This is a genomic window from Streptomyces sp. NPDC090798, from assembly GCF_044768965.1.
Lineage (GTDB): Bacteria > Actinomycetota > Actinomycetes > Streptomycetales > Streptomycetaceae > Streptomyces.
Genome location: NZ_JBIVXA010000015.1, coordinates 64,521 through 89,400 on the forward strand (window position 1 = coordinate 64,521; position 24,880 = coordinate 89,400).

The window sequence follows — 24,880 nt, forward strand, 5'->3', positions numbered from 1 at the left end:
CATGAAGGCTTCCCGTATCGCCGCCGCCGGTGCCGTCGCCGTCTCGGCCGTTCTCGCCGTCTCCGCCCCCGCCTTCGCGCACGTCAGCGTGCAGCCGGAGGGCGAGGCCGCCAAGGGCGGTTACGCCGTCGTCGACTTCAAGGTCCCCAACGAGCGCGACGACGCCTCGACCAACAAGGTCGAGGTGAACTTCCCGACCGACCACCCGCTCGCCTCCGTCATGCCGCAGCCCCTCGACGGCTGGTCCGTGAAGGTCACCAAGAGCAAGCTGGCCAAGCCGCTCACGATGCACGGCGAGAAGATCTCCGAGGCCGTCACCAAGGTCACCTGGACCGCCACCGGCAAGGGCATCGAGCCGGGCTTCTTCCAGAAGTTCCCGCTCTCCGTCGGCGCGCTTCCCGAGGACACCGACGAGCTCGTCTTCAAGGCGATCCAGACGTACGACAACAAGGAGGTCGTGCGCTGGATCGAGCCGCAGCAGGAGGGCCAGGAGGAGCCCGAGAACCCGGCTCCGGTGCTCACGCTCTCCGACGCGTCCGCGGACGGACACCATGGGTCCTCCGGGACCGCCAAGGACGCCTCCGACACCTCCACGGCGGCCCCCGCCTCGTCCACCTCCGCCTCCTCCACGGACAGCAGTGACACCACCGCGCGCGTCCTCGGTGTCGTCGGCATCGTCGTCGGCGCGGCGGGCGTGGCGTACGGCGTTCTGGCCGGCCGTCGGCGCACCGAGGCCTGAGGCCCACCGCACCTCTCCTTTGTGCACCGGTAGGTCGTACGCCCTCGTCAAAGAGGTCGTACGACCCCGGTGCACACCGGAGCCCTCACATCTGGGACATTTTTCTATGCGCAAGAAGACGTATGCCGTGGCCGCCCTGTTCGCCGCCGCCGCACTGACCCTTTCCGCCTGCGGCAGCGGCGACGACAGCAACAAGCCGATCGCCGACGTGTCCGCCGAGGCCGACACGGGCAAGGCAGCCACGGTCCTCGACAAGGCGTTCGAGAAGCCCGATCTGGTCCTCACCGACACGAACGGCAAGAAGTACGACTTCCGGGCCGAGACCAAGGGCGTCCCGACGCTGATCTACTTCGGCTACACCCACTGCCCCGACGTCTGCCCGACGACGATGAGCAACCTCGCCGTCGCCAAGAAGCAGCTGCCCAAGGCCGAACAGGACAAGCTCAAGGTCGTGTTCGTCACCACCGACCCGGCCCGCGACACCCCCGCGGCGCTCGGCAAGTGGCTCAAGGGGATCGACCCCGCCTTCGTCGGCCTCACCGGCGACTTCCCCACCATCCAGGCGGGCGCCCGCACCCTGGGCATCTCCATCGAGCCGACGGCGAAGAACAAGAACGGCAAGCTCGTCTCCGTGCACGGCACCCAGGTCATCGCGTTCTCGCCGAAGACCGACGGGGGCTATGTGGTCTACAGCGACAACGCCACCGTCGACGACTACATCAAGGACCTCCCCAAGCTCATCAAGGGAGAGAATCCGTGAGCCGGCCCGGAGCCCCTTCGAGGCGTCTCGCGGGATGTGCGGCGCTGACGGCCACGGTGCTGGCGCTGGCGGGCTGCGGCTCCCACGACTCCTCCGCGGACAACGCGGGCAAGCCCGAGCTGAAGATCACCGGCGCCTACATGCCCGCCCCCGTCATGGACACCATGGCGGCCGGTTTCTTCACCGTCACCAACTCCGGCGGCGCCGACACCCTGACCTCCGTCACCAGCGACCTCGCCTCCGACATCACGCTGCACTCCACCAAGGGCGGCGCGATGGAGGAGCAGAAGTCGTTCGCCGTGCCCGCCGACGGGTCACTCGACTTCGCGAGCGGCGGCAACCACGTCATGTTCGAAAAGCTCACCCACAAGCCCCTGGAGGGCGAGAAGGTGTCGGTGACGCTGCACTTCACCAAGGCGGGCGCGGTGAAGGTCTCCATGCCGGTGAAGTCCGCGACGTACAACCCGAAGACCGGGCACTGAGGGAGGGATCACCGTGACACAGACCATCGCTCCCCGTGCGGCTGCCACCACCACTGGAGGGGTCGCCTTTCGGGTACGGGCACCGCTGTTGCTGCTCCTCGCCGTGATCGGCGCGGTCCTGGCCGGCGCCACGCCCGCCTCCGCGCACGCCGCGCTCACCGGCAGCGACCCCCAGCAGGGAGCGGTGGTCAGCCAGGCACCCGCCCAGATCTCGCTGACGTTCTCCGAGAAGGTCGCGATGTCCGACGACTCGGTGCGCGTGCTCGACCCCAGAGGCAAGCGCGTCGACACCGGCAAAGCGGCCGACCTGGGCGGCACCACCTACGGCATGAAGCTCCACTCGGGGCTGCCCGACGGCACGTTCACCGTCACCTACCAGGTGGTGTCGGCGGACAGCCACCCCGTCTCGGGCGCGTTCACCTTCTCCATCGGCGCGCCCTCGCAGACCTCCGTCGCACTCTCCGACCCGGCCGTGGGCGGCGGAGTCGTCGGCGCGCTCTACGGGTTCGGGCGTTATGTCTCGTACGCCGGATTCATCCTTCTGGTGGGTGGCGCGGCCTTCGTACTGGCCTGCTGGCAGCGCGGCGCCGGGGTCCGTCCGGTGCAACGGCTCGTGGTCTCCGGGTGGCTCACGCTGACCGGCGCCACCCTCGCGCTGCTGCTCCTGCGCGGTTCCTACGTCGGCTCCGGCAAGGTCGGCGACATCTTCGACCTGACACTGCTCGGGCAGGTGCTGCAGACCAAGGCGGGCGCGGCACTGGTCTCGCGGCTGCTGCTGCTCGCCGCGGGCGCGCTGTTCATCGCGGTGCTCTTCGGGGCGTACGCGCGGCGGGACGAGGCCTACGCGTCGGATGAGGCCGACGTGACCGGCGGCTCCGGCGGCTCCGGCGGCTCCGGCGGCTCCGGCGGCTCCGGCGGCTCCGGCGGCTCCGGCAAGGGCGATGCGTCCGGCAAGGTCAGCGCGTCCGACGAGGGCCGCGTCGATGCCGATGCCGAGAAGAAGGACCTCACCTTCGGGCTCGCGATCGGCGGCGTCGTCGTCGCGGCGGGCCTGGCGGCGAGCTGGGCGATGGCCGAGCACGCCTCCACCGGTATCCAGGCGGGCCTCGCGATGCCCGTCGACGTGCTGCACCTGCTGGCGGTCGCCGTCTGGCTGGGCGGTCTGTCGACGCTGCTCGTGGCGCTGTTCCGGGCGCCCGCCGAGACACAGATCGACGCGGTGGCCGTACGGCGGTTCTCACGCGTCGCGTTCGGCAGCGTGACCGTGCTGGCCGCGACCGGGATCTACCAGTCCTGGCGCCAGGTCGGCTCCTGGTCCGCGCTGACCGGAACGTGGTACGGGCAGTTGCTGCTCATCAAGATCGGCCTGGTGGCCGTCCTCGTCGGCATCGGGTGGATCTCGCGGCGGTGGACGGCGCAGCTCTCCGAGGCGCCGCGGGCGAAGGTCCTGGCGAAGGGCGGGGCGAAGGGCGGGGCGAAGGGCGGAGCGAAAGCCGGGGCCACAGTCGGGGCGACAGCCGGAGCGACGGCTCTCGCCGGACGGCGGACCAAGCAGCCGACGAAGGTGCCCGCGAATTCCAGGGACTCGAACTCCGGGGACTCGAACTCCGGGGACTCGGATTCCGGGGGCTCGAGCTCCGGGGGCTCGACCTCCGGGGACTCCCGGCGCGCCGCTCAACTCGCCCGGCAACAGGCCGCCGTGGCCACCACGCGTCAGAAGCGCCTCCGCGACGCCGACCCGGCCCGGGCCGGCCTGCGCCGCTCGGTGCTCGCCGAGGCGGGCGTCGCCGTCGTCCTGCTGGCCGTGACGACCGTGCTGACGTCCACCGAGCCGGGGCGCACGGAGGAGGCGGCCCAGCAGGCCACCACGTCCTCCTCACAGCGGTCCGGGCCGCTCTCCCTGAAGCTCCCGTTCGACACGGGCGGCCAGGACGGCAAGGGCACCGCGGAGGTCACCCTCGACCCGGCCCGCGTCGGCGGCAACGAGATGCACGTCTTCGTCGAACGGCCGAACGGCAAGGCCTTCGACGTCCCCGAGGTGAAGGTCGCCTTCACCCTGGAGGCCAAGAAGATCGGCCCGCTGCCCGTGACCCCCGACCGCATCGCCACCGGCCACTGGTCGGCGATCGGAGTGCAGATCCCCATGGCGGGCGAATGGGAGATCGCGGTGACCGTGCGCACCTCCGACATCGACCAGACGACCGTCACCAAGAACGCGAAGATCGGCTGAACCTCACCATGGCTGACCAGCCCACTCCGGAAGCCACCACGGAAAAGAACCCTCCAGGAGAGGCCGTTTCCCAGCAGCCCTCTTCTGGCGGGGTCTTTTCCCGGCGCCGGCTGCTCGGCACCGCCGGTGCCACCGGTCTCGCCCTGGGCGCGGCCGGAGGTGCCGCCGGGTACGCGGCAGCGCCCGCCGCCGGCAAGACCGCGCCCCTGACCTCGCTCGGCGCGAACACGGTGATGTTTCACGGGAAACATCAGCCCGGCATCACCACCGCGCTCCAGGCCCGAGGCCACCTGGTCGCATTCGACCTGGCCGCGGGCGCGGGCCGCAAGGAGGCCGCCGCACTGCTGCGCCGCTGGTCGACGACGGCCCAGCGGCTGATGGCGGGCGAGGCGGCCACGCAGGACGACACGGACGTCGCCCGTGACGCCGGACCGTCCTCCCTGACGGTCACCTTCGGCTTCGGAAACAGCTTCTTCGCGCGGACGGGCCTGGAGAAGCAGCGCCCGGTCGCCCTCGACCCACTGCCCGACTTCTCCTCCGATCACCTCGACAAGACACGCAGCAACGGCGACCTGTGGGTGCAGATCGGCGCCGACGACGCTCTGGTCGCCTTCCATGCCCTGCGCACGCTCCAGAAGGACGCGGGCAGCGCGGCCCGGGTGCGCTGGCAGATGAACGGCTTCAACCGTTCGCCCGGCGCCACGGCCCAGCCGATGACGGCCCGCAACCTGATGGGCCAGATCGACGGCACCCGCAATCCGAAGCCGTCCGAGTCCGACTTCGACCGGCGCATCTTCGTGCCGGCCGTCGGCGACCCAGCGTGGATGGCGAACGGCTCGTACGCCGTCGTACGCCGGATCCGGATGCTCCTCGACGACTGGGAGAAGCTGTCGCTCAAGGCCCAGGAGGACGTCATCGGGCGGAAGAAGTCCACCGGGGCACCGCTGACCGGTGGCACCGAGACGACCGCGATGAACCTCGACAAGACCGACGCCGACGGCAACCTGGTCGTCCCCCTCAACGCGCACGCCCGGATCACCCGGCCCGACCAGAACGGCGGCGCCGCCATGTTGCGCCGCCCGTTCTCCTTCCACGACGGCTTCGACACGGACGGGGTGCCCGACGCGGGCCTGCTCTTCGTCTGCTGGCAGGCGGATCCGCTGCGCGGCTTCGTCCCGGTGCAGCGCAAGCTCGACCGCGGCGACGCCATGTCGACGTTCATCCGCCACGAGGCGAGCGGGCTGTTCGCGGTGCCGGGCGGGGCGGCGGAGGGGGAGTACGTGGGTCAGCGGCTGCTGGAAGGGTGATCCGTGCGGGACGGGGCCCATTAGGGTGACGGGTATGTCGGCGACGCGCTACACCTATCTCGGCCCCGAGGGAACGTTCACCGAGGCCGCCCTCCGCACGCTCCCGGAAGCCGCGACACGGGAGCTGGTACCCATGGTGTCCGTGCCGGCCGCGCTCGACGCGGTGCGCGCGAGCGAAGCCGCGGGCGCACTCGTCCCGATCGAGAACTCGGTCGAGGGCGGTGTCACCGCCACCCTCGACGAGCTCGCCAAGGGCGAGCCGCTGATGATCTACCGTGAGGTCGTCCTGCCGATCGCCTTCGCCCTGCTGGTGAGGCCCGGCACGGCCCTGAAGGACATCAAGACGGTCACCGGCCACCCGGTCGCCCAGCCGCAGGTACGCAACTGGCTCGGCGCCCACCTGCCGAACACCGTGTGGGAGTCGGCGGCCTCCAACGCGGACGGCGCCCGCCTGGTCCAGGAGGGCCGGTACGACGCGGCCTTCGCGGGCGAGTTCGCGGCGGCGACCTACGGGCTCGAGCCGCTGGTCACCGAGATCCACGACGCGGCGAACGCCGAGACCCGCTTCGTGCTGGTCGGCCGTCCGGCCCGGCCCGCGGCCCCGACCGGCGCCGACAAGACGTCCGTGGTCATCTGGCTCGGCGACGACCACCCGGGTGCGCTGCTCGAACTGCTCCAGGAGTTCGCCGTGCGCGGCGTCAACCTGATGCGGATCGAATCACGGCCGACCGGCCAAGGCATCGGCAACTACTGCTTCTCCGTGGACGCCGAGGGCCACATCACCGACCGCCGTGTGGGCGAGGCGCTGATGGGCCTCAAGCGGATCACCCCCCAGGTGCGCTTCCTCGGGTCCTATCCGCGGGCCGGGGTCGCCCTGGAGGACGTACGGCCGCTGCGGCCCGGGACGTCGGACAGTGCGTTCTCGGCGGCGTCGGACTGGCTGGCGCGCTGCCAGGACGGACGGTTCTAGGCCGGTCTCCAGGCCGGACCCAGGCCAGATCCCGGCCTGCTCGTGTTCCCGCGTCGGTGGCTCGTCGGCACGGACTTTTCCACTGTCCTCCTCCGCCTTCCACCAGTCCTACCTGCCGATTTTCGTCATCCACAGATGTTATCCACAGGTGTGCTTCTCGACCTGGGGACAAGTCGACAACGAAGCGCTACATCGTCGACAAATCGGCCTACAGGGCCCAAGTTCGTCCACAGCCCCGCACGTCACCCCTCGTCCACTCTTTTCCCTTGATCAATCCTTTGGAGCGAAGCATTTCCACTCGAACGTGGGTGTACGGATGGTTTGACCCGGGAATTCTTCGTCCGGCATGCGGCTTTCGGAACGATCACCTCCGAAGTCCACAGATCTTCCGCACAGCCTGTGGATAACTCTCCGGAGGCGTGGATCCCTGTGGACAACCCTCCTCAAGTCCCGCCCAGCACAAGGGAATCCGGTCAACCCACTGACTACCGTCTGCCCCGTTTCAGGGAGTAGCGTCCCTTTTATTGACGCGAACCGACACTCATCGGCGATCATTGGCGATCAAGAAATACCGGTCCGGCATTTCACTCATGACGTCACAGAAGTGACGGAGCGGAATATCGGGTCGATGGCCGGAAGCGCGCACCGGTAGCCTTGAGGGGTGATTGACCTTCGCCTGCTCCGTGAGGACCCCGACCGTGTTCGCGCCTCCCAGCGCGCCCGTGGAGAGGACGTCGCCCTCGTCGACTCCCTCCTCTCTGCCGACGAGCGGCGCAGGTCGTCCGGCGTCCGCTTCGACGAGCTCCGATCCGAGCAGAAGGCGCTCGGCAAGCTGATCCCCAAGGCATCCGGCGACGAGAAGGCCGAGCTGCTGAAGAAGGCCGGGGAGCTCGCCGCCGCCGTCAAGACCGCCGACGCCGAACAGCACGAGGCGGACGAGGAGACCAAGCGTCTGCTCCTCCAGCTCGGCAACCTGGTCCACCCGGACGTCCCGGTCGGCGGCGAGGAGGACTTCGTCGTCCTGGAGACGCACGGCACGATCCGCGACTTCGGCGCCGAGGGCTTCGAGCCCAAGGACCACCTGGAGCTGGGCGAGGCGCTCGGCGCCATCGACGTCGAGCGGGGCGCCAAGGTCTCCGGCTCGCGCTTCTACTACCTGACGGGTGTCGGCGCGCTCCTGGAGCTCGCCCTCGTCAACGCGGCGATCGCGCAGGCCACCGAGGCCGGCTTCACCCCGATGCTGACCCCGGCCCTGGTCCGCCCGCGCGCCATGGAGGGCACCGGCTTCCTCGGCCAGGCCGCGGAGAACGTGTACCACCTGGAGAAGGACGACTACTACCTGGTCGGCACCTCCGAGGTCCCCCTCGCGGCCTACCACATGGACGAGATCCTCGACGCCGACCAGCTGCCCATGCGCTACGCCGGCTTCTCGCCGTGCTTCCGCCGCGAGGCCGGCACCTACGGCAAGGACACCCGCGGCATCTTCCGCGTACACCAGTTCGACAAGGTCGAGATGTTCTCGTACGTCGACCCCGAGGACGCGGAGAACGAGCACAGGCGACTTCTGGACTGGGAGAAGCAGTGGCTGACCGGCCTCGAGCTGCCCTTCCAGGTCATCGACGTGGCCTCGGGCGACCTCGGTTCCTCCGCGTCCCGCAAGTTCGACTGCGAGGCGTGGATCCCGACCCAGGGCAAGTACCGCGAGCTCACCTCGGCCTCGAACTGTGACGGCTTCCAGGCACGCCGCCTGTCCGTGCGCATGCGCGACGGCAAGAAGGTCCAGCCGCTCGCCACGCTGAACGGCACGCTGTGCGCCGTCCCGCGCACGATCGTGGCGATCCTGGAGAACCACCAGCTGGCCGACGGCTCCGTGCGAGTGCCCGAGGTGCTGCGTCCGTACCTGGGCGGCCGAGAGGTCCTGGAGCCGATCTCCAAGTGACCGCCGCCGCCGGGTCGACCGGTCCGACCGGATCCACGGGTCCGAGCGGATCGTTCCCGTACAAGCTCGTCGCGACCGATCTCGACGGCACGCTGCTGCGTTCCGACGAGACGGTCTCGGAGCGCACACGTGAGGCACTCGCCGCGGTGACCGCGGCGGGCGCCGCGCACATCGTCGTCACCGGGCGCGCGGTGCCCTGGACCCGGCACATCCTCGACGACCTCGGCTACGAGGGTCTCGCGGTGTGCGGCCAGGGCGCGCAGCTGTACGACGCGGGGGTGCACCGGCTGCTCACCTCGGTGACGCTGGACCGGCAGCTGGCCGGGCTCGCACTCGCCAAGATCGAGGCGGAGGTCGGCCCGCCGCTGCTGGCCGCGAGCCGCGACGGGCTCGACGGCGAGGTGCTGGTCGGCCCCGGCTACCGAAGGCAGGACGGCCCGCTCCCGGTCGTCCCGATCAGGGACGCGGCAGACCTCTGGTCGGCTCCCCTGAACAAGCTGTACGTGCAGCACCCGACGCTCTCCGACGACGAACTGGCCGCGGTGGCGGCCAAGGTCGCGGGCGGCCTGGTCGGCGTCACCATGGCGGGCGCGGGGATAGTGGAACTCCTCCCCCTCGGCCTCTCCAAGGCCACGGGGCTGTCCCTGGCCGCCCGCCGCCTCGGGGTGAAGGCCGCGGACACGATCGCCTTCGGTGACATGCCCAACGACATCCCGATGTTCGCCTGGGCGGCCCACAGCGTGGCCATGGCGAACGCCCACGACGAGCTCAAGGCCGTCGCGGACGAGGTGACGTCCTCGAACGAGGAGGACGGCATCGCGGTGGTGCTGGAGCGGTTGCTGGGTCAGCGGGTGAGGGCACAGCCCGCGGCGCCGGATGCCCGGTGAGGCACCCCAGCCCGGCCAGTTCCCGGTGACAACGTCTCGCGGAGGATGCGCGGATCGAACGCGCGCGGGGTTGACCCCGACCACGGCTTAGCAAGCCGGTGCCTTACCTCTCGGCCAATCCTCCGGGTGGGCGGCCCGCGCGACGTACGCGCGCTCGAAGCGGCCGCCCCGGGCAGCCCCCCGTGCGGGCGGGCTCCACGGAGGGGTAACTACTCCGGAGCCTGCCGCGGGCTGCCCTGTAGGGAGCTCGACGGACTGCTACTCATGGGCATCGTCGCGCTCCTCTCCCAGAACGTGGCGCCGGCTTGATGCGGCGGCGTGGACATAACTACTGTGCCCGTACGCCGACTTGGGCGCCACTGAATAAAGCCGCCCCTCAAGGGGGGTACCAACGGGTGAAAGAGGGTTACCGGCGGCGCCACCTGCGCCGACGTGCCTTGCTGAAGAACCACCCCGCGGGCGGCTCGTCGGAGCGCCAGGGCTGCGGATCCGGTCCCCCCTCGCGCCAGCGGGCGGCGAGCATACGGGCACGGGCGGACGGCTCGGTCGTCTCCGCCGATCGTATGAAGCCCTCGTCCAGTACGAGGCCGTCCCAGACGTCCTCGGTCTCCCTCTGTTCCTCGCCCTGCGGTTCCGCCATCCCCGTTCCTCCTAGCCGCGCATCCTCTCCGCCCAGTGTGCCGGGACAGAGGTGAAGCCACTGTCAAGAAAAAAGGGGCGCCACGCGCGCGTACGTGGCGACAACCGGTACACGCGCGTGGAACCCCTGGCTCACTCCTCGCCGGCCAGCGTCAGCGACCGCAGCCGCTGCCCGGCGTACCAGGTGGCGAGCACGGTGACCACGACCAGGAGCACCGTCGCGGTGGGCAGGCCCACGTCCGAGGTGACGAGGTCGCCGCCGGTGACCTTGTGGCCCACGGCGAGCGCCCACTGCTGGACGCTGAGCGTGCGCGCGCCGGACACCAGCGACCCGAACAGGGCCTCCCAGACCAGCGCGTAGACGAGCCCGAAGACCACCGCGTGCCGGGTGACCGTCCCGAGCAGCAGGAACAGCGCGGCGTACGCGATCGAGGCGACCAGCGCCGCCACGGTGTAGGCGACGGCGACCTGCTGGCCGTTGCCGTTGAGGATCATGCCCGCGATGAACGTCGGCAGGGCGGAGAACGCCATGGTGACGGCAATCGCGACGATCAGCTTGGTGAAGATGATCGTCGGCCGCTTCAGGGGCTTGGCCAGCAGATACACCACCGAGCCGTCGTCGATCTCGGGGCCGATCGCGCCGGTGCCGGCGATGACGCCGATGATCGGCACCATGGTGGCGAGCGCGAACCCGCCGAGCAGGTCCGATGCCACCTGGTCGTCGGCTCCGGCGAAGCTGCGTACGGCCGCGGAGATCACGATGAGCAGGACGGGCAGCGCGCAGAGGATGAGGGCCCGGCGGCGGCCGAGCAGGGCTCGATAGGTGAGCCGGGCGACTGTGGGGTCGTACATCTTGGCCTCCTACGCCGCGACGAGATACGAGAAGACGGACTCGAGGGACTCGTCGGACGGCGAGACCGTGAGCAGCCGGATGCCGTGCTCGCGCGCGACGCGCGGCAGCAGCGCCGTGAACCGGCCGAAGTCGACCGCCTGGATGCGCAACGCGCCCTCGGCCAGGTCCACTTCGATGCCGGACGTCGACGGATCGGCGATCAGCGCGGCGGCCAGTACCCGGTCGTCGCTGGAGCGCACCAGGTAGCGGTGCGGGCGGTCGGTCATCAGGCGCCGGATGCGGCGGAAGTCGCCGCTGGCCGCGTGCCGTCCGGCGACGATCACCTCGATGTGGGCGGCGAGCTGTTCGACCTCTTCGAGGATGTGGGACGAGAACAGCACCGTGCGGCCCTCGTCGCCCATGCGGCGCAGCAGGTCCATGAGCTGCATGCGCTGGCGCGGGTCCATGCCGTTGAAGGGCTCGTCGAGCAGCAGCAGGGACGGGTCGTGGACGAGCGCGGAGGCCATCTTCACGCGCTGCCGCATGCCCTTGGAGTACGTCGAGATCTTGCGGTCCTGCGCGTACTCCATCTCGACCGTGGCGAGCGCCCGCTGGGCGGCCTTCGCTCCGAGGCCGTGCAACTCGGCGTTGGCGACGACGAATTCCTGGCCCGTGAGGAAGTCGTACATCGCCTCGCGCTCCGGGACGATGCCGATGTGCTTGTAGATCTGTTCGTTGCGCCAGACCTCACGGCCGTCGAGGGTGACGGTGCCGGTGGAGGGGGCGAGGAAGCCGCCCATCATGTTGATGAGGGTGGACTTCCCGGCGCCGTTCGGGCCGAGCAGGCCGGTGACGCCGGGGCCGATCGTCATCGTGATGTCGTTGACCGCCACCACGTTGCCGAACCAGCGCGAGACATGGTCGATGTTGAGCGTGGTCACAGCCCGACCTTTCGGTAGCGGCGCATCAGAAGGCCGTAGGAGCCCGCGATGAGCCCCAGGACGACGACGAGGTAGACGACTCCCTGTCCGGACGAGGGGCCCTCCCCTCCGGGGAAGGCGGAGGTGGCGCCGAGGAAGGCCGTCTGCACCCCGTCGATGAGCGTGATGGGGGAGAAGAGGCCGAGCCAGGGCACGGCCGAGGTGCTGGACTGCTCGAAGGCGATGGCCTGGACCGTCGACACGGCTCCGTAGGAGATCGTCAGCGCCGCGATGACGGCCGCGATACCGAAGCCGCGGCGTGGGGTGATCGACGAGATGACCAGGCCGATCCCGGCGAAGAGCAGCGACAGCAGTGCCACGGAGACCAGCCCCTGTCCGAAGCCCTTCGTCTGGTCGGCGAAGTCGAGCTTCGCCAGAAGCGCCCCTACGTAGAGCACGATCAGCGGCGCGGCCGTCAGGATGAACAGCGCCGAGGCCAGCGCCGCGTACTTGGCGCGTACGTAGTCGACGGTCTCGATGGGGCGTGAGAAGTACAGCGGCACGGTCTTGAAACGCAGGTCGCGCGAGACGGACTGCGGTCCCTGGGAGGCGACGTACAGACCGATGACGGCCTGCATGATGACCGCGTAGCGCGTGTAGTCGACCGGCAGGGCCTTCGCCTTGGTGGCGACCGCGACGGCCACCATGATGAGTGCGGGGACGCACATCACCACGAAGAGCAGCATCGGCAGCACCTTGGACTTGACCGAGCGGCCCAGGCCGTAGGAGCCGCGCAGGGACTGCGAGTACAGCGAGCGGCGGGCGTAGGCGCGGCCCAGGCGTGGGCCGTCGTAGTGGCGGTAGCCGATGTCGTGGATCCGGGTCTGCTCACCGCGGGGGGTGAGGGACTGCTCAACTGCCATGGCCCACTGCCTCCTTCCGTACGCCCTGCACGTCGGTCCCGTCCGTCTGTTCCTCGCGGAAGACCTCCGCGATGTGGTGCCGGCGCTGTTCCATCCGGATCAGGCCGAGGCCGAGGTCGGCGACGACGTCGCGGACGAGGTCGTAGGTCTCCTCGCCCTCGGCGGTCAGCAGCAGGATGTGGCCGGCGCCCGGCAGCCCGCTGCCGTCATGGGTCTCGACCCCGCGCGCGTGGAGCGCCTCACGGACCGCGTCGGTGCCGTCCGGGTGCTCGTCGGTGTCGGTGACCTCGATGGCGAGGGTCGTCGTGGTCTGGGTGAAGTCCCTGGTGGAGCTGGACCGCAGCAGCTTGCCGCCGTCGACGACCACGACGTGGTCGCAGGTGCGCTCCAGCTCGCCCAGCAGGTGCGAGGTGACCAGGACCGAGATCCCGAACTCGGTGTGGATACGGCGGATCAGGCCGAGCATCTCGTCGCGGCCGACCGGGTCGAGGCCGTTGGTCGGCTCGTCGAGGAAGACCAGCTGGGGGTCGTGGACGAGGGCCTGCGCGAGCTTGACGCGCTGCTTCATGCCCGTCGAGTAGCCGCCGATGGGGCGGTAGCGCTCCTCGTACAGTCCGACGTGGCGCAGGGTGTCCGCGGTGCGCTCGCGGGCCGCGGCCGGCGGGAGCCCGGACATGCGCGCCATGTGCACGACGAACTCGGTGGCCGAGACGTCGGGGGGCAGGCAGTCGTGCTCGGGCATGTACCCGACCCGCTCGCGGATGGCGCCGCCCTGGGTGGCGACATCCAGTCCGAGCACTTCGGCGCGGCCCTCGGTGGCGGGGGAGAGACCCAGCAGGATCTTGATAAGTGTGGACTTGCCGGCTCCGTTGGCTCCGACGAGTCCGGTCACACCGGGCCCGACGTCCACGGAGAGCCGGTCAAGAGCGGTCACCCGGGGGTACCGCTTGCTCAGGCTTTCGGTCGCGATCACAGTCACGTTGTCGAAGGTAGTGGCGCACACCACAGCGGTCGTCAACCCACGGAGCTGGATCCACGTCAGACTCCAGTCGTACGGGCCCGTAGGGGTCCCCCTGAAGTCGAACATCCGGCGGGGGTTTATCCACATCGGACCGGTTGTCCACAGGTGCCACGCAGGACTATTGACGCAGCCTCTAACCACTGTCACATTCGCCAGTGTCAAGTTACGGACACGTACCGTGCGGCGCTGGGCGAAGGAGAAGTGACTCTCGTGACTCTCGAAGGCGCGCGCGAGCGCCGGGTGCGAACGGGCGGGATCGAGCTGTGCGTCGCCGAGCTGGGCGATCCGGCGGAGCCCACGGTGGTGCTCGTGCACGGCTATCCGGACTCGAAAGAGGTGTGGTCCGAGGTCGCGACGCGCCTGGCCGAGCGTTTCCACGTGGTGCTGTACGACGTCCGTGGCCACGGACGGTCGACGGCCCCGCAGCCACTGCGGGGCGGGTTCACCCTGGAGAAGCTGACGGACGACTTCCTGGCCGTCGTCGACGCGGTGAGCCCCGACCGCCCGGTGCACCTGGTGGGGCACGACTGGGGTTCGGTGCAGTCCTGGGAGTTCGTCACGATCGCGCGCACCCAGGGCCGGATCGCCTCCTTCACCTCCATGTCCGGGCCGTCCCTCGACCACTTCGGCCACTGGATCAAGCGGCGTGTGCGCCGGCCCACCCCGCGCCGGGTCGGCCAGCTCCTCGGCCAGGGCGCCAAGTCCTGGTACGTGTACCTGCTGCACACGCCCGTGCTGCCTGAGCTCGCCTGGCGCGGCCCCCTCGGCAAGCAGTGGCCGAAGATCCTGCGGCGGGTCGAGAAGGTGCCCGCGGGCGACTATCCGACCTCCTCGCTGCCGACGGACGCGGCGCACGGCGCGTGGCTGTACCGCGACAACGTACGGGCCCGGCTGAGCAGGCCGCGCCCGGACGCCTACGCGCACGCGCCCGTGCAACTCGTCACGCCCCTGGGGGACGGGTTCCTCTCCGAGCGGCTCTACGACGACCTGGAGGAGTGGGCCCCGCAGCTGGTGCGTCGCACCCTCCCGGACAAGCACTGGATCCCGCGTACACGGCCCGACCAACTGGCGTCCTGGATCACGGACTTCGTGCACGCCAACGAGGACGGCGTGCCGGTGCGGGACGCCATCGCCACGGGCAGGTACGCCGACCGGTTCGGCGGGCAGCTCGTGCTGGTCACCGGCGCGGGCAGCGGCATCGGGCGGGCCACCGCCCTGGCGTTCGCCGAGGCCGGCGCGCGCGTGGTGGCCGTCGACCGGGACGCGGAGAGTGCGGCCCGCACGGCGGAGATGTCCCGGCTGATCGGCTCCCCCGAAGCGTGGGCCGAGACGGTCGACGTCTCCGACGAGCAGGCCATGGAGAAGCTCGCCGAAAGGGTCGCGGGCGAGTACGGCGTGGTGGACGTGCTGGTGAACAACGCCGGGATCGGACTGTCCGGGTCCTTCTTCGACACGACTCCGGAGGACTGGAGGAAGGTACTCGACGTCAACCTGTGGGGCGTGATCCACGGCTGCCGGCTCTTCGGCAGGCAGATGGCCGAGCGGGGACAGGGCGGCCACATCGTCAACACCGCGTCGGCGGCGGCGTACCTGCCCTCGAAGGCGCTGCCCGCCTACAGCACCTCGAAGGCGGCCGTGCTGATGCTCAGCGAGTGCCTGCGCGCGGAGCTGGCCGGGCAGGGCATCGGTGTCTCGGCGATCTGTCCGGGTTTCGTCAACACGAACATCACCTCGACCGCGCACTTCGCCGGGGTGGACGCGAGCGAGGAGAAGCGCCGCCAGAAGAAGTCGGCGCGGTTGTACGGGCTGCGCAACTACCCGCCGGAGAAGGTGGCCGACGCGATCCTGCGCGCGGTCGTCCGCAACCAGGCGGTGGTGCCCGTCACTCCCGAGGCGCGCGGTGCCCGCCTGATGTCCCGGCTGGCACCGAGGGCGCTGCGCGCGATCGCGCGGATGGAGCCACCACTGTGAGGTTCGTGACCGCCCTCAACGGGGCTGTACGCGCGGACTCGTTGCCCACCCGGGAGGAGCTCGGCACGGCCATGTCCCGTTGTCCGTGGCGGTCGTACCATCCCTCGCGGGAGGGCTCGCCGCGCGGGACCGTCGCGTAGTACCCAGGGGGTCGGGAGGCAGACAGCGTGAACGACGAGCCGGTCCGGGTCGCGTACCGCATCGAGGATCTGGCGCACCACAGCGGCGCCACGGTCCGGACGATCCGCGCCTACCAGGACCGCGGGCTGCTCCCCCGTCCCGAGCGGCGTGGTCGCGCCAATGTGTACGCGGACGCGCATCTGGCCCGGCTGCGGCAGATCGCCGACCTCCTGGACCGCGGTTACACCCTGGCCTCCATCAAGGAACTCCTGGAGGCCTGGGACACGGGCCGGGGGCTGGGCGGGATCCTCGGGCTGGTCGCGGAGGTCGACGGACCGTGGACCGACGAGGAGGCCGTGCGCATGTCGCGGGCCGAGCTGGACGAGCGGTTCGGTGGCAGTCCGGACGACGCGGCGGTGGCGGAGGCGGTGGAGCTCGGAGTGCTGGAGCGCGTCCCCGGCGACGGCGAGGTGTATCTGGTCCCGAGTCCCCAAGAGCTCGCCGTGGCAGTGGAGTTGTTCGCGGCGGGCGTTCCGCTGTCCGCGATCTCGGGCCATCTGCGGGAGTTGAGGGGCAAGGTCGAGCATATCGCCGCGCGTTTCCTGGAGTTCACGACCGAGCACGTCTTCGCGCGCTATCTCGGTGAGCATCCGCCGAGCGACTCGGAAGCGGCCGAGGCGGCCTCCCTCGTACGTCGACTGCGACCGCTCGCACAGCAGACGGTGGACGCGGAACTGGCGCGCGCCATGCGGCTGTTCGCGACCCGGCACCTGCGTGCGCGCCTTGGGGCGGGGCGGTCCCAGGATCCTGCGGACGAGACGCGTTCCGTTCAGCTCCCCGTGGCCACAATGCGGGCCGTGGAAACCCTGGTTGGTGCCGGGCGGGTGGCCGCCTTCGTCGCGGCTGCCGTCGAACGGGAGGTCCAGGCCAGGACCTTGGACCATCTCACCTCAAATTACCACAATCACCATGCTGTTGACGAAATGCCCTGAATCTCCTGCCCGTTGTCCACAGATTCGTCAATTCACCTGTGGATAACCGGACTTGCTTGTGGATCAAACCTCCGAACCAAAATCAAATGCGTGATCCGCCTCTCGCCCGGCACGCTGGCAGGATGAACGAACCGATGGATGAAAGACGCACCGTGAAGGTGTCGAAGTACCTCTCGAAGCATCTGCGGCATCAGCCCGAGCGGATCGGGCTCACGCTCGGCGAGGGAGGCTGGGTCGAGATCGACACGCTGATCGCGGCAGCGGCGGCACACGGCTTCCGGATCGCCCGCGAGGAGCTGGACCATGTGGTGGCCACGAACGACAAGCGGCGCTTCGCCGTGGAGGGCACCCGCATCCGCGCCAGCCAGGGCCACTCCGTCGAGGTCGACCTCGGACTGCCCCCGGCGACTCCGCCGACGTACCTGTACCACGGGACCGTGGCCCGCAATCTGGACGCGATCCGGGCCGAGGGGCTGCGGCCCATGAACCGGCACGACGTGCATCTCTCGCCCGACCGCGAGACCGCGACCCGCGTCGGCGCCCGCCGGGGCCGGCCTGTGGTGCTCGGCGTGGACGCCGCCGCCATGCACCGCGACGGCCATGTCTTCCGGGTCAGCGCGAACGGGGTGTGGCTCACCGAGGCCGTACCGCCGAAGTACCTGCGCTTCCCCGGTCCGCACTGATCGTCCGCCGACCGGCCGGTCAAGGGGCGCCGGTGGAGCGATCACGCGGTGGCCACGACCACCCCGCGGCTCCGCTTACGCTCGATGCATGAGTCTGCGTCTGAGCACTGTGATCCTGCCGTACCTCCGCTGGCACGAGGGCGGGCGTGCCGCCTGGCAGCGTGCGGAGCAGCTCGGCTTCCACACCGCGTTCACGTACGACCACCTGGCGTGGCGGACCTTCCGGGACGGCCCCTGGTTCGGTGCCGTGCCCACCCTCACCGCCGCGGCCGCCGCCACCGACCGGCTCCGCCTGGGCACGCTCGTGACCTCGCCGAACTTCCGGCACCCGGTGACCCTCGCCAAGGAACTGATCTCCCTCGACGACATCTCGAACGGCCGGATCACCCTGGGCATCGGCGCGGGCGGCAACGGATTCGACGCCACGACTCTTCTGAAGAGCGGCCAGGAGCCCTGGACCCCGCGCGAGCGCGCCGACCGCTTCGGCGAGTTCGTGCCGCTGCTCGACCGCCTCCTCACCGAGGACTCGGTCTCCCACGACGGCGACTTCTACTCGGCACACGAGGCGCGCAACATCCCGGGCTGTGTCCAGCGGCCCCGATTGCCCTTCGCGGTGGCCGCCACCGGCCCGCGCGGCATGAAGCTCGCCGCCCGCCACGGGCAGGCCTGGGTGACGACCGGCGACCCCAAGTTGTACGAAACGGGCACCCCTGAACAGTCGGTTCAGGCCATTCGCGGACAGGTGGAGAAGCTCGCCGCCGCCTGCGTCACGGTCGGCCGTGACGTGTCCGAACTCGACAAGGTCCTGCTCACCGGCTTCACCCCCGACCGTGGCCGTCCACTGGAGTCCCTCGACGCGTTCGTCGACTTCGCGGGCCGGCACGCGGAGCTGGGCGTCACCGACATCGTGATCCACTGGCCCATCCCCGACTCGGACTTCGCCGCGGACGAGAAGGTCTTCGAACGCATCGCCATGGAGGCCCCGGCGCAGCTGGCCTGACGGCCGGAGCCACCACGGGTGGCGACAGCGGGGTGGAACGGTACTGATGGCGACAGCAGGGTGGAACGGTACTGATGGCGACAGCAGGGTGGAACGGTACTGATGGCGACAGCGGGGTGTAACGGTACTGGTGAGGGCGGTAACCACTCACATGTGCGGGCTCCCGCACGGCCGTGCGGGCATATGCGCGAGAATGGCCCGGTGACCTCAGCGACTCGACAGCCAGAGACCCCGGCAGCCACCCTTCCGCCGCGCCTGATCGCCACGGATCTCGACGGCACCCTCCTGCGCGACGACAAGTCCGTATCCGAGCGCACGGTCGCCGCCCTGGCCGCCGCCGAGGAGGCCGGCATCGAGGTCTTCTTCGTGACCGGCCGCCCGGCCCGCTGGATGGACGTCGTCAGCGACCACGTCCACGGCCACGGCCTGGCGATCTGCGGCAACGGCGCCGCCGTGGTCGACCTGCACGGCGGCCCCGGCGCCCACCGGTTCGTCAAGGTCCGGGAGCTGGCGCGGGAGAACGCGCTCGACGCCGTACGACTGCTGCGGGAGGCCGCGCCGGGCACCGTGTTCGCCGTCGAGCAGACGTACGGCTTCTACCAGGAGCCCGCGTACCCCAAGCTGCACATGGAGACCCCCGACACCCTCGCGCCCGCCGAGCAGCTCCTGGCCCCGGACGCCCCCGGCGCCGGCGAACCGGTGCTCAAGATCCTCGCCTTCCACCATGAACTCGACCCCGACGCCTTCCTCACCGTGGCCCGTCGTGCCGTCGGCGACCACGCCACCATCACCCGCTCCAGCCCCAGCGCCCTGCTGGAGATCAGCGGCCCCGGCGTCTCCAAGGCCAGCACGCTCGAACTGTGCTGCGCCGAGCGCGGTATCTCCCCCGAGGAGGTCGTCGCCTTCGGAGACATGCCGAACGACGTCGAGATGCTGACCTGGGCGGGCACCTCGTACGCGATGGGGAACGCACACCCCGCCGTGATCGCCGCGGCCTCCGGTCGCACGGTCGCCAACAACGAGGACGGGGTGGCGGTCGTCATCGAGAAGATCCTCGCCGAACGGCTGTAGGAGCGGCTGGGCAGCACCGGCGGTTCCACGGCGGCCCGGAGTTCCGAACCGGTCCCGCGCCCGGGGTTGTTAAACCGGTTCCGCCTGCGGCGCCTGCCACACCACCGTCGTACCGCCGCCGTCGGCTCCGGGCCCCGGTCCGTACCAGCTGTCGCCGCCCAGCGACTCGGCGCGCCGCCCGAGGTTCCGCAGGCCGCTGCGCCGGCCGCCCTCGGGGATGCCGACGCCGTTGTCCGCGACGGTCAGCCGGACACCCTGCCGGCCGTCCGGCAGGACGACGCTCGCGTCGACGACGACATCGATGCGGGAGGCCCCGGCATGCCGGAACGCGTTGGAGAGGGCCTCGCGCAGGGCCGCGATGAGGTTCTTGCCCGTGAGTTCACCGACCGCCGTGTCGACGGGCCCGACAAAGCGGTGCGTGGGCTTGAAGCCGAGCGGCACGGCTGCCATGTTGATCTCCCGCAGCACCCGGGTGCGCAGCCCGGACGGCACTTCGGCGGGTCCCTGTTGGAGCGCGAAGACGGCGCTGCGGATCTCCTGGATGGTGACGTCGAGTTCGTCGACCGCCTTTTCGACGCCCTCCCTCACCTCGGGCACGGCCGAGTTCCGCTGTGCGCTCTCCAACATCATTCCGGTGGCGAACAGCCGCTGGATGACGAGGTCGTGCAGGTCACGGGCGATCCGGTCACGGTCCTCGTAGACCGCGAGCCGCTCCCGGTCGCGCTGTGCCTCGGCCATCATCAGCGCGAGCGCGGCCTGCGAGGCGAAGTGCGCGGCGAGGGTGCGCTCGGTCGCGGTGAAAGGACGCCCGCCCCGTTCCCGGGGAGTGACGAGGGCTCCCAGGAGACGGCCGCCGCACTGCAGAGGAAGCATCATCGTCGGCCCGTACTCGCGGGCGAAGTCGGTGACCATGCGCGGGTCGGTGGCCGCGTCGTCGAGGAACACGGCCTCTCCGTCGAGGAGTTCGGCGACCAGTTCGCTCTCCGGCGGGACGACGGCTCCCAGCACCTTGGACGGGCGGTCCTTGGCGACCGCGCTGATCTCCAGACCGCCCTCCGCGGCGGGCAGCAGCACGATCCCGGCCACCGATCCGGAGAGCCTGCGGGCCTGTTCCGCGACGACCTGGAGCGCGTCCTCGGCGTCGTCGACCGACAGGAGTGCCCGGGTCACGGCCACCGAGCCGTCGATCCACCGTTCGCGCTGCTGGGCGGCCTCGTACAGCCGGGCGTTGCCGACCGCGATACCCGCTTCCGCGGCCAATACGCGGACCATGTCGAGGTCGTCGTCCGTGAACGGGCCGCCGCCGCGCTTCTCAGTCAGGTACAGATTCCCGAAGATCTCCCCCTGCACCCGGATCGGAACCCCCAGGAAGCTGCGCATCGCCGGATGGTGCTCGGGAAATCCGCACGCGCGCGCGTCCTCGTCCAACTGCGCGAGCCGTACCGGCGCCGGGTCGTGGATGAGCGCCCCGAGCAGCCCCTTGTGTCCGTCGGGCAGCTGCCCGATCCGCCGGGCGGTCTCCTCGTCGACACCGCGGAAGACGAAGTCCACGAGTCCCTCACCGTCTTCCGCCACGACCCCGATGGCGGCGTAGCGCGCATCCGTCAGCTCGGCCGCCTTCTCGCAGATCCGGTCCAGCGTCGAGTGCAGCTCCAGCCCCGACCCGATCGACCGCACCGCCTCCAGCAGCCGCGGCACGTCCGGGCCGCCGTCCGGACGGGGGGAGGCGGGCACCACTGACATGCCTCGAGAGTAGTTAGTCCCCTTTGGGTAGGAAAGTCAGAATGTTGCCCAGGGGTCGCTACCGCGCCGCCGCCCCGACCAGCAGATCCCCCGCCGCCTCCCGCTCCAGCATCCCCCGCAACGGCCCCTCCACCATCGACAGCTCCGCGTACGCACCCCGCTGCGCCACCCGTCCCGCCACCAGCACGATCACCTCGTCCACCGCCGCGAGACCGGCCAGCCGATGCGTGATCAGCAGCGTCGTACGGCCCTCGGTCGCCGCCAGCAGGTCCGCGGTGAGCGCGTCGGCCGTCGGCAGGTCGAGGTGTTCGGCGGGCTCGTCGAGGACGAGCACGGGGAAGTCGGCCAGCAGCGCGCGAGCGAGCGCCAGCCGCTGGCGCTGACCACCGGACAGCCGCGCTCCGTGTTCGCCGATCAGCGTGTCGAGCCCGTCGGGCAGTGCGTCCGCCCACTCCAGGAGCCGGGCCCGCGCGAGCGCGTCGCGCAGCTCGGCCTCGGTGGCGTTCTTCCGGGCCAGCAGGAGGTTCTCGCGCACCGTGCTGTCGAAGAGGTGCGCGTCCTGGGCGCAGAGCCCGACGAGTCGGCGTACGTCGTCCCCGTCCATCCCGCGGGCGTCCGTGCCGCCCAGCGTGTACGTCCCCGCCTCCGTGTCCAGGAACCGCAGCAGCACCTGTGCGAGCGTGGTCTTGCCGGAGCCGGAGGGGCCGACGACGGCGACCCTGCGGCCCTGTTCGAGGGTCAGGTCGAGGCCGGCGAGCGCGTCCCGGTCCTGTCCGTCATGGCGCGCCCGGAGCCCCTGTACGCGCAGCGGGAACGGCGACGCGGGCGCCGGCTGCGGCAGCTCCGGTTCGCGTACGGGATCGGGGGCGTCCAGCACCTCGTACACACGCTCCGCGCTCCTGCGCACCCGCTGCCGGTACTGGACGGCGAGCGGCAGCCCCAGGACGGCCTCGAACGCGGCCAGCGGGGTGAGGACGACCACGGCCATCGCCACGCCGCTCAGTCGCCCGCCGGCGACCGCCTGGGCGCCCACGAGGGCGGTTGCGGCGACGGTCAGTCCGGTCGCCAGCGCGGTGAGCCCGTCGCCGAGCGCGGTCGCGGTGGCGGCCCGGGAGGCGATGCGGGTCAACACGGTGTCGGCCCGTCGCGCCTCGGCCGTACGGGTGGGCAGCGCGCCCGCGACCGTCAACTCGGCCGTGCCGGTGAGGAGGTCGGTCACCCGGGTCGCCAGGGCGCCGCGGGCGGGGGACAGCCGGTGCTCCGCACGGCGCGCCACGGTGCCGGTCAGGAGCGGGACACCGACCCCGGCCGCCAGCAATCCGGCGGCGAGCGCGGCCCCTGCCTCGGGGAGCAGCCAGGCGGTGAAGCCGACGGAGGCGGCGGACACGAGGAGCGCCGCCCCGGCGGGCAGCAGCCACCGCAGCCAGTAGTCCTGCAGGGCGTCCACGTCGGCCACGAGCCGCGACAGCAGGTCGCCCCGCCGGGCCGTCCGCAGTCCGGCGGGGGCCAGGCGCTCAAGGCGCCGGTAGACGGCGACCCGGGTGTCGGCCAGCATCCGCAGCACCGCGTCGTGCGACACGAGCCGCTCCGCGTAGCGGAAGACGGCCCGGCCGATCCCGAACGCCCGCGTGGCGGTCACGGCCAGCATCAGATACATCACGGGCGGCTGCTGCGACGCCCGCGAGATCAGCCACCCGGAGGTGGCCATCAGCCCGACGGCACTTCCGAGGGCGAGGCTCCCGAGAAGAAGGGCGAGCGCGAAACGACCGCTACGGGGGCCGGCCGTCGCGCGGACCCGGGCGAGCACGCCTCCGTGCCGCGGAGGGGTCGCGTGGTCCTCTTCCGTAGCGGCCGCGGGCACGTCCTCCGGCTCGACCGGCCGGAGCTCCTTCGCGCCCTCGCCGTGGAGGGAACCGGTCGCGGCGACCGACGCCGCGGCCTCGAGCCGCACCACCCGGTCGGCCACCTCCAGCAGCGCGGGCCGGTGCACCACCAGCAGCACCGTCCGGCCGACGGCGAGCCGGCGCACCGCCGCGACGACCTCCGCCTCCGTCGCCCCGTCCAGTGAAGCCGTCGGCTCGTCGAGGAGCAGCACGGGCCGGTCCGCGAGAAACGCCCGGGCCAGCGCGAGACGTTGACGCTGCCCGGCGGAGAGGCCGCTGCCGTCCTCACCCAGCACCGTCCCGATCCCGTCGGGCAGGGCGTCCACGAACTCCAGCGCGCCCGCGTCGGCCAGCGCCCGGCGCAGCGCCGCGTCGTCGGCGTCGGGCCGGGCGAGCTGTACGTTCTCGGCGATCGAGCCGGCGTAGAGGTGCGGCCGCTGAGGCACCCACGCCACCCGGGACCGCCATTCCTCAACATCGGCCTCGGCGAGATCGACTCCCCCGATCCGCACCCGCCCCGCGCCGGGCTCCACAAACCCCAGCAGCACGTTCAGCAGCGTCGACTTGCCCACACCGCTCGGTCCGACGAGCGCCACCGTCTCACCGGGCCCGACCACGAAGGAGACATCGGAGACCGCGTCCCCGGAGCGCCCCGGATACCGGACCGTCACTCCCTCGAAGCCGATCTCCCCCTCCGGCGCGACGAGCGAACCGGTGGCCGGCACCGGGGTCTCCAGCACCGAGAAGATCTCCTCCGCCGCCGCGAGCCCCTCGGCGGCGGCGTGGTACTGCGCCCCCACCTGCCGCAGCGGCAGATACGCCTCGGGGGCGAGGACGAGGACAACGAGCCCGACGTACAGATCCATGTCGCCGTGGACGAGCCGCATCCCGATGGTCACCGCGACCAGGGCGACCGAGATCGTGGCGAGCAGTTCCAGCGCGAACGAGGACAGGAAGGCGATCCGCAGCGTCCGCATGGTCGCCTGGCGGTACTCGCCGGTGATCCGCCGGATCGACTCGGCCTGCGCCTTGGCCCGCCCGAAGACCTTGAGCGTGGGCAGACCGGCGACCACATCCAGGAAGTGCCCCGAGAGCCGGGACAGCAGTCGCCACTGATGGTCCATCTGGGACCGGGTCGCCCAGCCGATCAGCGCCATGAAGACGGGAATGAGCGGCAGGGTGACGACGATGATCGCCGCCGACACCCAGTCCTCGGTGATGATCCGCGTGAGCACGGCCACGGGCACCACGACCGCGAGTCCCAACTGGGGGAGGTAGCGCGAGAAGTAGTCGTCGAGCGCGTCCACTCCCCGCGTGGCGAGGGCGACCAGCGACCCGGTCCGCTGCTCGCTCAGCCACCCGGGGCCGAGCGCGGCGGCCCGCTCCAGCAACCGCCCCCGCAACTCCGACTTGACCGCCGCACTCGCCCGGTGCGCGGCGAGTTCGGTGAGCCAGGAGACAACCCCCCGCCCGACGGCGACCGCGACCAGCAGGACCAGGGGCGTCCGGAGTTCGGAAGCCGAGTGACCGTGCTGGAAAGCGCCGACGACCACTTCGGCGATGAGCATCGCTTGGGCAATGACCAGCGCCGCCCCGGCCGCACCCAGCCCCACGACCGCCACCAGGAAGAAGCGAGTGGCACGGGCGTACCGCAGCAGACGCGGATCGATTGGTTTCACGTGAAACACACCCTTCGCCGTCCGGCATGTTTCACGTGAAACATGCCCTTGGGTCGGACTTGGTCCATGAGGTCGGATTCAGCCCATAA

The 24,880-nt window shown here is 70.8% G+C and carries 20 protein-coding genes and 1 tRNA gene; 13 read left to right on the forward strand and 8 right to left on the reverse strand.

Going from position 1 to position 24,880, the window contains the following annotated elements; genetic code table 11:
- Position 1 precedes the first annotated feature (1 nt).
- The 8 genes from ACIQTP_RS29565 (at position 2) to ACIQTP_RS29600 (ending at position 9,314) form a co-directional block, all read left to right on the forward strand.
- Positions 2–739, forward strand: a complete 738-nt coding sequence (locus ACIQTP_RS29565; RefSeq protein ID WP_403405296.1) for a YcnI family protein — start codon at positions 2–4, stop codon at positions 737–739.
- A gap of 106 nt (positions 740–845) precedes the next feature.
- Entirely contained in the window at positions 846–1,499 is a 654-nt protein-coding gene (locus ACIQTP_RS29570; protein ID WP_403405299.1) for an SCO family protein, read from the forward strand.
- On the forward strand, positions 1,496–1,981 hold the full coding sequence (locus tag ACIQTP_RS29575) for a copper chaperone PCu(A)C (protein ID WP_403405302.1): 486 nt from the start codon (positions 1,496–1,498) through the stop codon (positions 1,979–1,981). The genes ACIQTP_RS29570 and ACIQTP_RS29575 overlap by 4 nt, the downstream gene beginning before the upstream one ends.
- Positions 1,982–1,994: 13 nt before the next feature.
- Complete coding sequence (locus tag ACIQTP_RS29580) at positions 1,995–4,211, forward strand: copper resistance CopC/CopD family protein (RefSeq protein WP_403405305.1); 2,217 nt, start codon at positions 1,995–1,997, stop codon at positions 4,209–4,211.
- 8 nt (positions 4,212–4,219) lie between these two features.
- The gene (gene efeB, locus ACIQTP_RS29585; protein ID WP_403405308.1) at positions 4,220–5,518 is read left to right on the forward strand and encodes an iron uptake transporter deferrochelatase/peroxidase subunit; all 1,299 of its coding nucleotides are present in this window, start codon (positions 4,220–4,222) and stop codon (positions 5,516–5,518) included.
- Between the two features lie 34 nt (positions 5,519–5,552).
- Positions 5,553–6,488, forward strand: coding sequence for a prephenate dehydratase (gene pheA / locus ACIQTP_RS29590; protein ID WP_403405311.1), 936 nt, complete (start codon positions 5,553–5,555; stop codon positions 6,486–6,488).
- Between the two features lie 661 nt (positions 6,489–7,149).
- On the forward strand, positions 7,150–8,427 hold the full coding sequence (serS, locus tag ACIQTP_RS29595) for a serine--tRNA ligase (RefSeq protein ID WP_402038878.1): 1,278 nt from the start codon (positions 7,150–7,152) through the stop codon (positions 8,425–8,427).
- Entirely contained in the window at positions 8,424–9,314 is an 891-nt protein-coding gene (locus tag ACIQTP_RS29600; protein WP_403405314.1) for an HAD family hydrolase, read from the forward strand. The genes serS and ACIQTP_RS29600 overlap by 4 nt, the downstream gene beginning before the upstream one ends.
- A gap of 39 nt (positions 9,315–9,353) precedes the next feature.
- On the opposite strand, the gene ACIQTP_RS29605 is transcribed toward ACIQTP_RS29600, so the two are convergent.
- From ACIQTP_RS29605 to ACIQTP_RS29630, 6 genes are all read right to left on the reverse strand, one after another.
- Positions 9,354–9,438 (reverse strand) — tRNA-Ser (locus ACIQTP_RS29605).
- A 282-nt stretch (positions 9,439–9,720) separates the two neighbouring features.
- Positions 9,721–9,954: a hypothetical protein gene (locus ACIQTP_RS29610; protein ID WP_403405317.1), complete on the reverse strand. Its 234-nt coding sequence runs from the start codon at positions 9,952–9,954 to the stop codon at positions 9,721–9,723.
- Positions 9,955–10,085: 131 nt separating this feature from the next.
- Positions 10,086–10,805 carry an ABC transporter permease gene (locus tag ACIQTP_RS29615; protein ID WP_054236936.1) on the reverse strand — a complete coding sequence of 240 codons (720 nt, stop codon included), beginning with the start codon at positions 10,803–10,805 and terminating at the stop codon, positions 10,086–10,088.
- Between the two features lie 9 nt (positions 10,806–10,814).
- A complete protein-coding gene (locus ACIQTP_RS29620) occupies positions 10,815–11,726 on the reverse strand; it encodes an ABC transporter ATP-binding protein (protein ID WP_402038880.1) in 912 nt (303 codons plus the stop codon).
- Entirely contained in the window at positions 11,723–12,628 is a 906-nt protein-coding gene (locus tag ACIQTP_RS29625) for an ABC transporter permease subunit (protein WP_403405321.1), read from the reverse strand. Before ACIQTP_RS29625 ends, ACIQTP_RS29620 begins: the two co-directional genes overlap by 4 nt.
- Positions 12,618–13,601 carry an ABC transporter ATP-binding protein gene (locus ACIQTP_RS29630; RefSeq protein ID WP_403405621.1) on the reverse strand — a complete coding sequence of 328 codons (984 nt, stop codon included), beginning with the start codon at positions 13,599–13,601 and terminating at the stop codon, positions 12,618–12,620. The genes ACIQTP_RS29625 and ACIQTP_RS29630 overlap by 11 nt, the downstream gene beginning before the upstream one ends.
- Positions 13,602–13,859: 258 nt before the next feature.
- Between ACIQTP_RS29630 and ACIQTP_RS29635 the strand changes: the two genes are divergently transcribed.
- From ACIQTP_RS29635 to ACIQTP_RS29655, 5 genes are all read left to right on the forward strand, one after another.
- Complete coding sequence (locus ACIQTP_RS29635; protein WP_403405324.1) at positions 13,860–15,620, forward strand: SDR family oxidoreductase; 1,761 nt, start codon at positions 13,860–13,862, stop codon at positions 15,618–15,620.
- A 167-nt stretch (positions 15,621–15,787) separates the two neighbouring features.
- Entirely contained in the window at positions 15,788–16,732 is a 945-nt protein-coding gene (locus tag ACIQTP_RS29640; protein ID WP_403405327.1) for a MerR family transcriptional regulator, read from the forward strand.
- Between the two features lie 134 nt (positions 16,733–16,866).
- On the forward strand, positions 16,867–17,415 hold the full coding sequence (locus ACIQTP_RS29645) for an RNA 2'-phosphotransferase (RefSeq protein ID WP_403405330.1): 549 nt from the start codon (positions 16,867–16,869) through the stop codon (positions 17,413–17,415).
- 88 nt (positions 17,416–17,503) lie between these two features.
- Positions 17,504–18,415, forward strand: a complete 912-nt coding sequence (locus ACIQTP_RS29650; protein WP_403405333.1) for an LLM class flavin-dependent oxidoreductase — start codon at positions 17,504–17,506, stop codon at positions 18,413–18,415.
- A gap of 183 nt (positions 18,416–18,598) precedes the next feature.
- Positions 18,599–19,486, forward strand: coding sequence for a Cof-type HAD-IIB family hydrolase (locus ACIQTP_RS29655; protein WP_403405336.1), 888 nt, complete (start codon positions 18,599–18,601; stop codon positions 19,484–19,486).
- A gap of 69 nt (positions 19,487–19,555) precedes the next feature.
- Here the strand turns inward: ACIQTP_RS29655 and ACIQTP_RS29660 are convergent, their stop codons facing one another.
- On the reverse strand, positions 19,556–21,229 hold the full coding sequence (locus ACIQTP_RS29660) for a GAF domain-containing sensor histidine kinase (protein WP_403405338.1): 1,674 nt from the start codon (positions 21,227–21,229) through the stop codon (positions 19,556–19,558).
- Positions 21,230–21,287: 58 nt separating this feature from the next.
- On the reverse strand, positions 21,288–24,791 hold the full coding sequence (gene cydD, locus ACIQTP_RS29665; RefSeq protein ID WP_403405340.1) for a thiol reductant ABC exporter subunit CydD: 3,504 nt from the start codon (positions 24,789–24,791) through the stop codon (positions 21,288–21,290).
- Between the last annotated feature and the right edge of the window lie 89 nt (positions 24,792–24,880).

Bases quoted from the DNA above. Each gene is read 5' to 3' on its own strand.
- ACIQTP_RS29565 (WP_403405296.1), top strand. From the start codon at position 2: ATGAAGGCTTCCCGTATCGCCGCCGCCGGTGCCGTCGCCGTCTCGGCC.
- ACIQTP_RS29570 (WP_403405299.1), top strand. From the start codon at position 846: ATGCGCAAGAAGACGTATGCCGTGGCCGCCCTGTTCGCCGCCGCCGCA.
- efeB (WP_403405308.1), top strand. From the start codon at position 4,220: ATGGCTGACCAGCCCACTCCGGAAGCCACCACGGAAAAGAACCCTCCA.
- pheA (WP_403405311.1), top strand. From the start codon at position 5,553: ATGTCGGCGACGCGCTACACCTATCTCGGCCCCGAGGGAACGTTCACC.
- ACIQTP_RS29610 (WP_403405317.1), bottom strand. From the start codon at position 9,954: ATGGCGGAACCGCAGGGCGAGGAACAGAGGGAGACCGAGGACGTCTGG.
- ACIQTP_RS29615 (WP_054236936.1), bottom strand. From the start codon at position 10,805: ATGTACGACCCCACAGTCGCCCGGCTCACCTATCGAGCCCTGCTCGGC.
- ACIQTP_RS29625 (WP_403405321.1), bottom strand. From the start codon at position 12,628: ATGGCAGTTGAGCAGTCCCTCACCCCCCGCGGTGAGCAGACCCGGATC.
- ACIQTP_RS29645 (WP_403405330.1), top strand. From the start codon at position 16,867: ATGGATGAAAGACGCACCGTGAAGGTGTCGAAGTACCTCTCGAAGCAT.
- ACIQTP_RS29650 (WP_403405333.1), top strand. From the start codon at position 17,504: ATGAGTCTGCGTCTGAGCACTGTGATCCTGCCGTACCTCCGCTGGCAC.
- ACIQTP_RS29655 (WP_403405336.1), top strand. From the start codon at position 18,599: ATGCGCGAGAATGGCCCGGTGACCTCAGCGACTCGACAGCCAGAGACC.
- ACIQTP_RS29660 (WP_403405338.1), bottom strand. From the start codon at position 21,229: ATGTCAGTGGTGCCCGCCTCCCCCCGTCCGGACGGCGGCCCGGACGTG.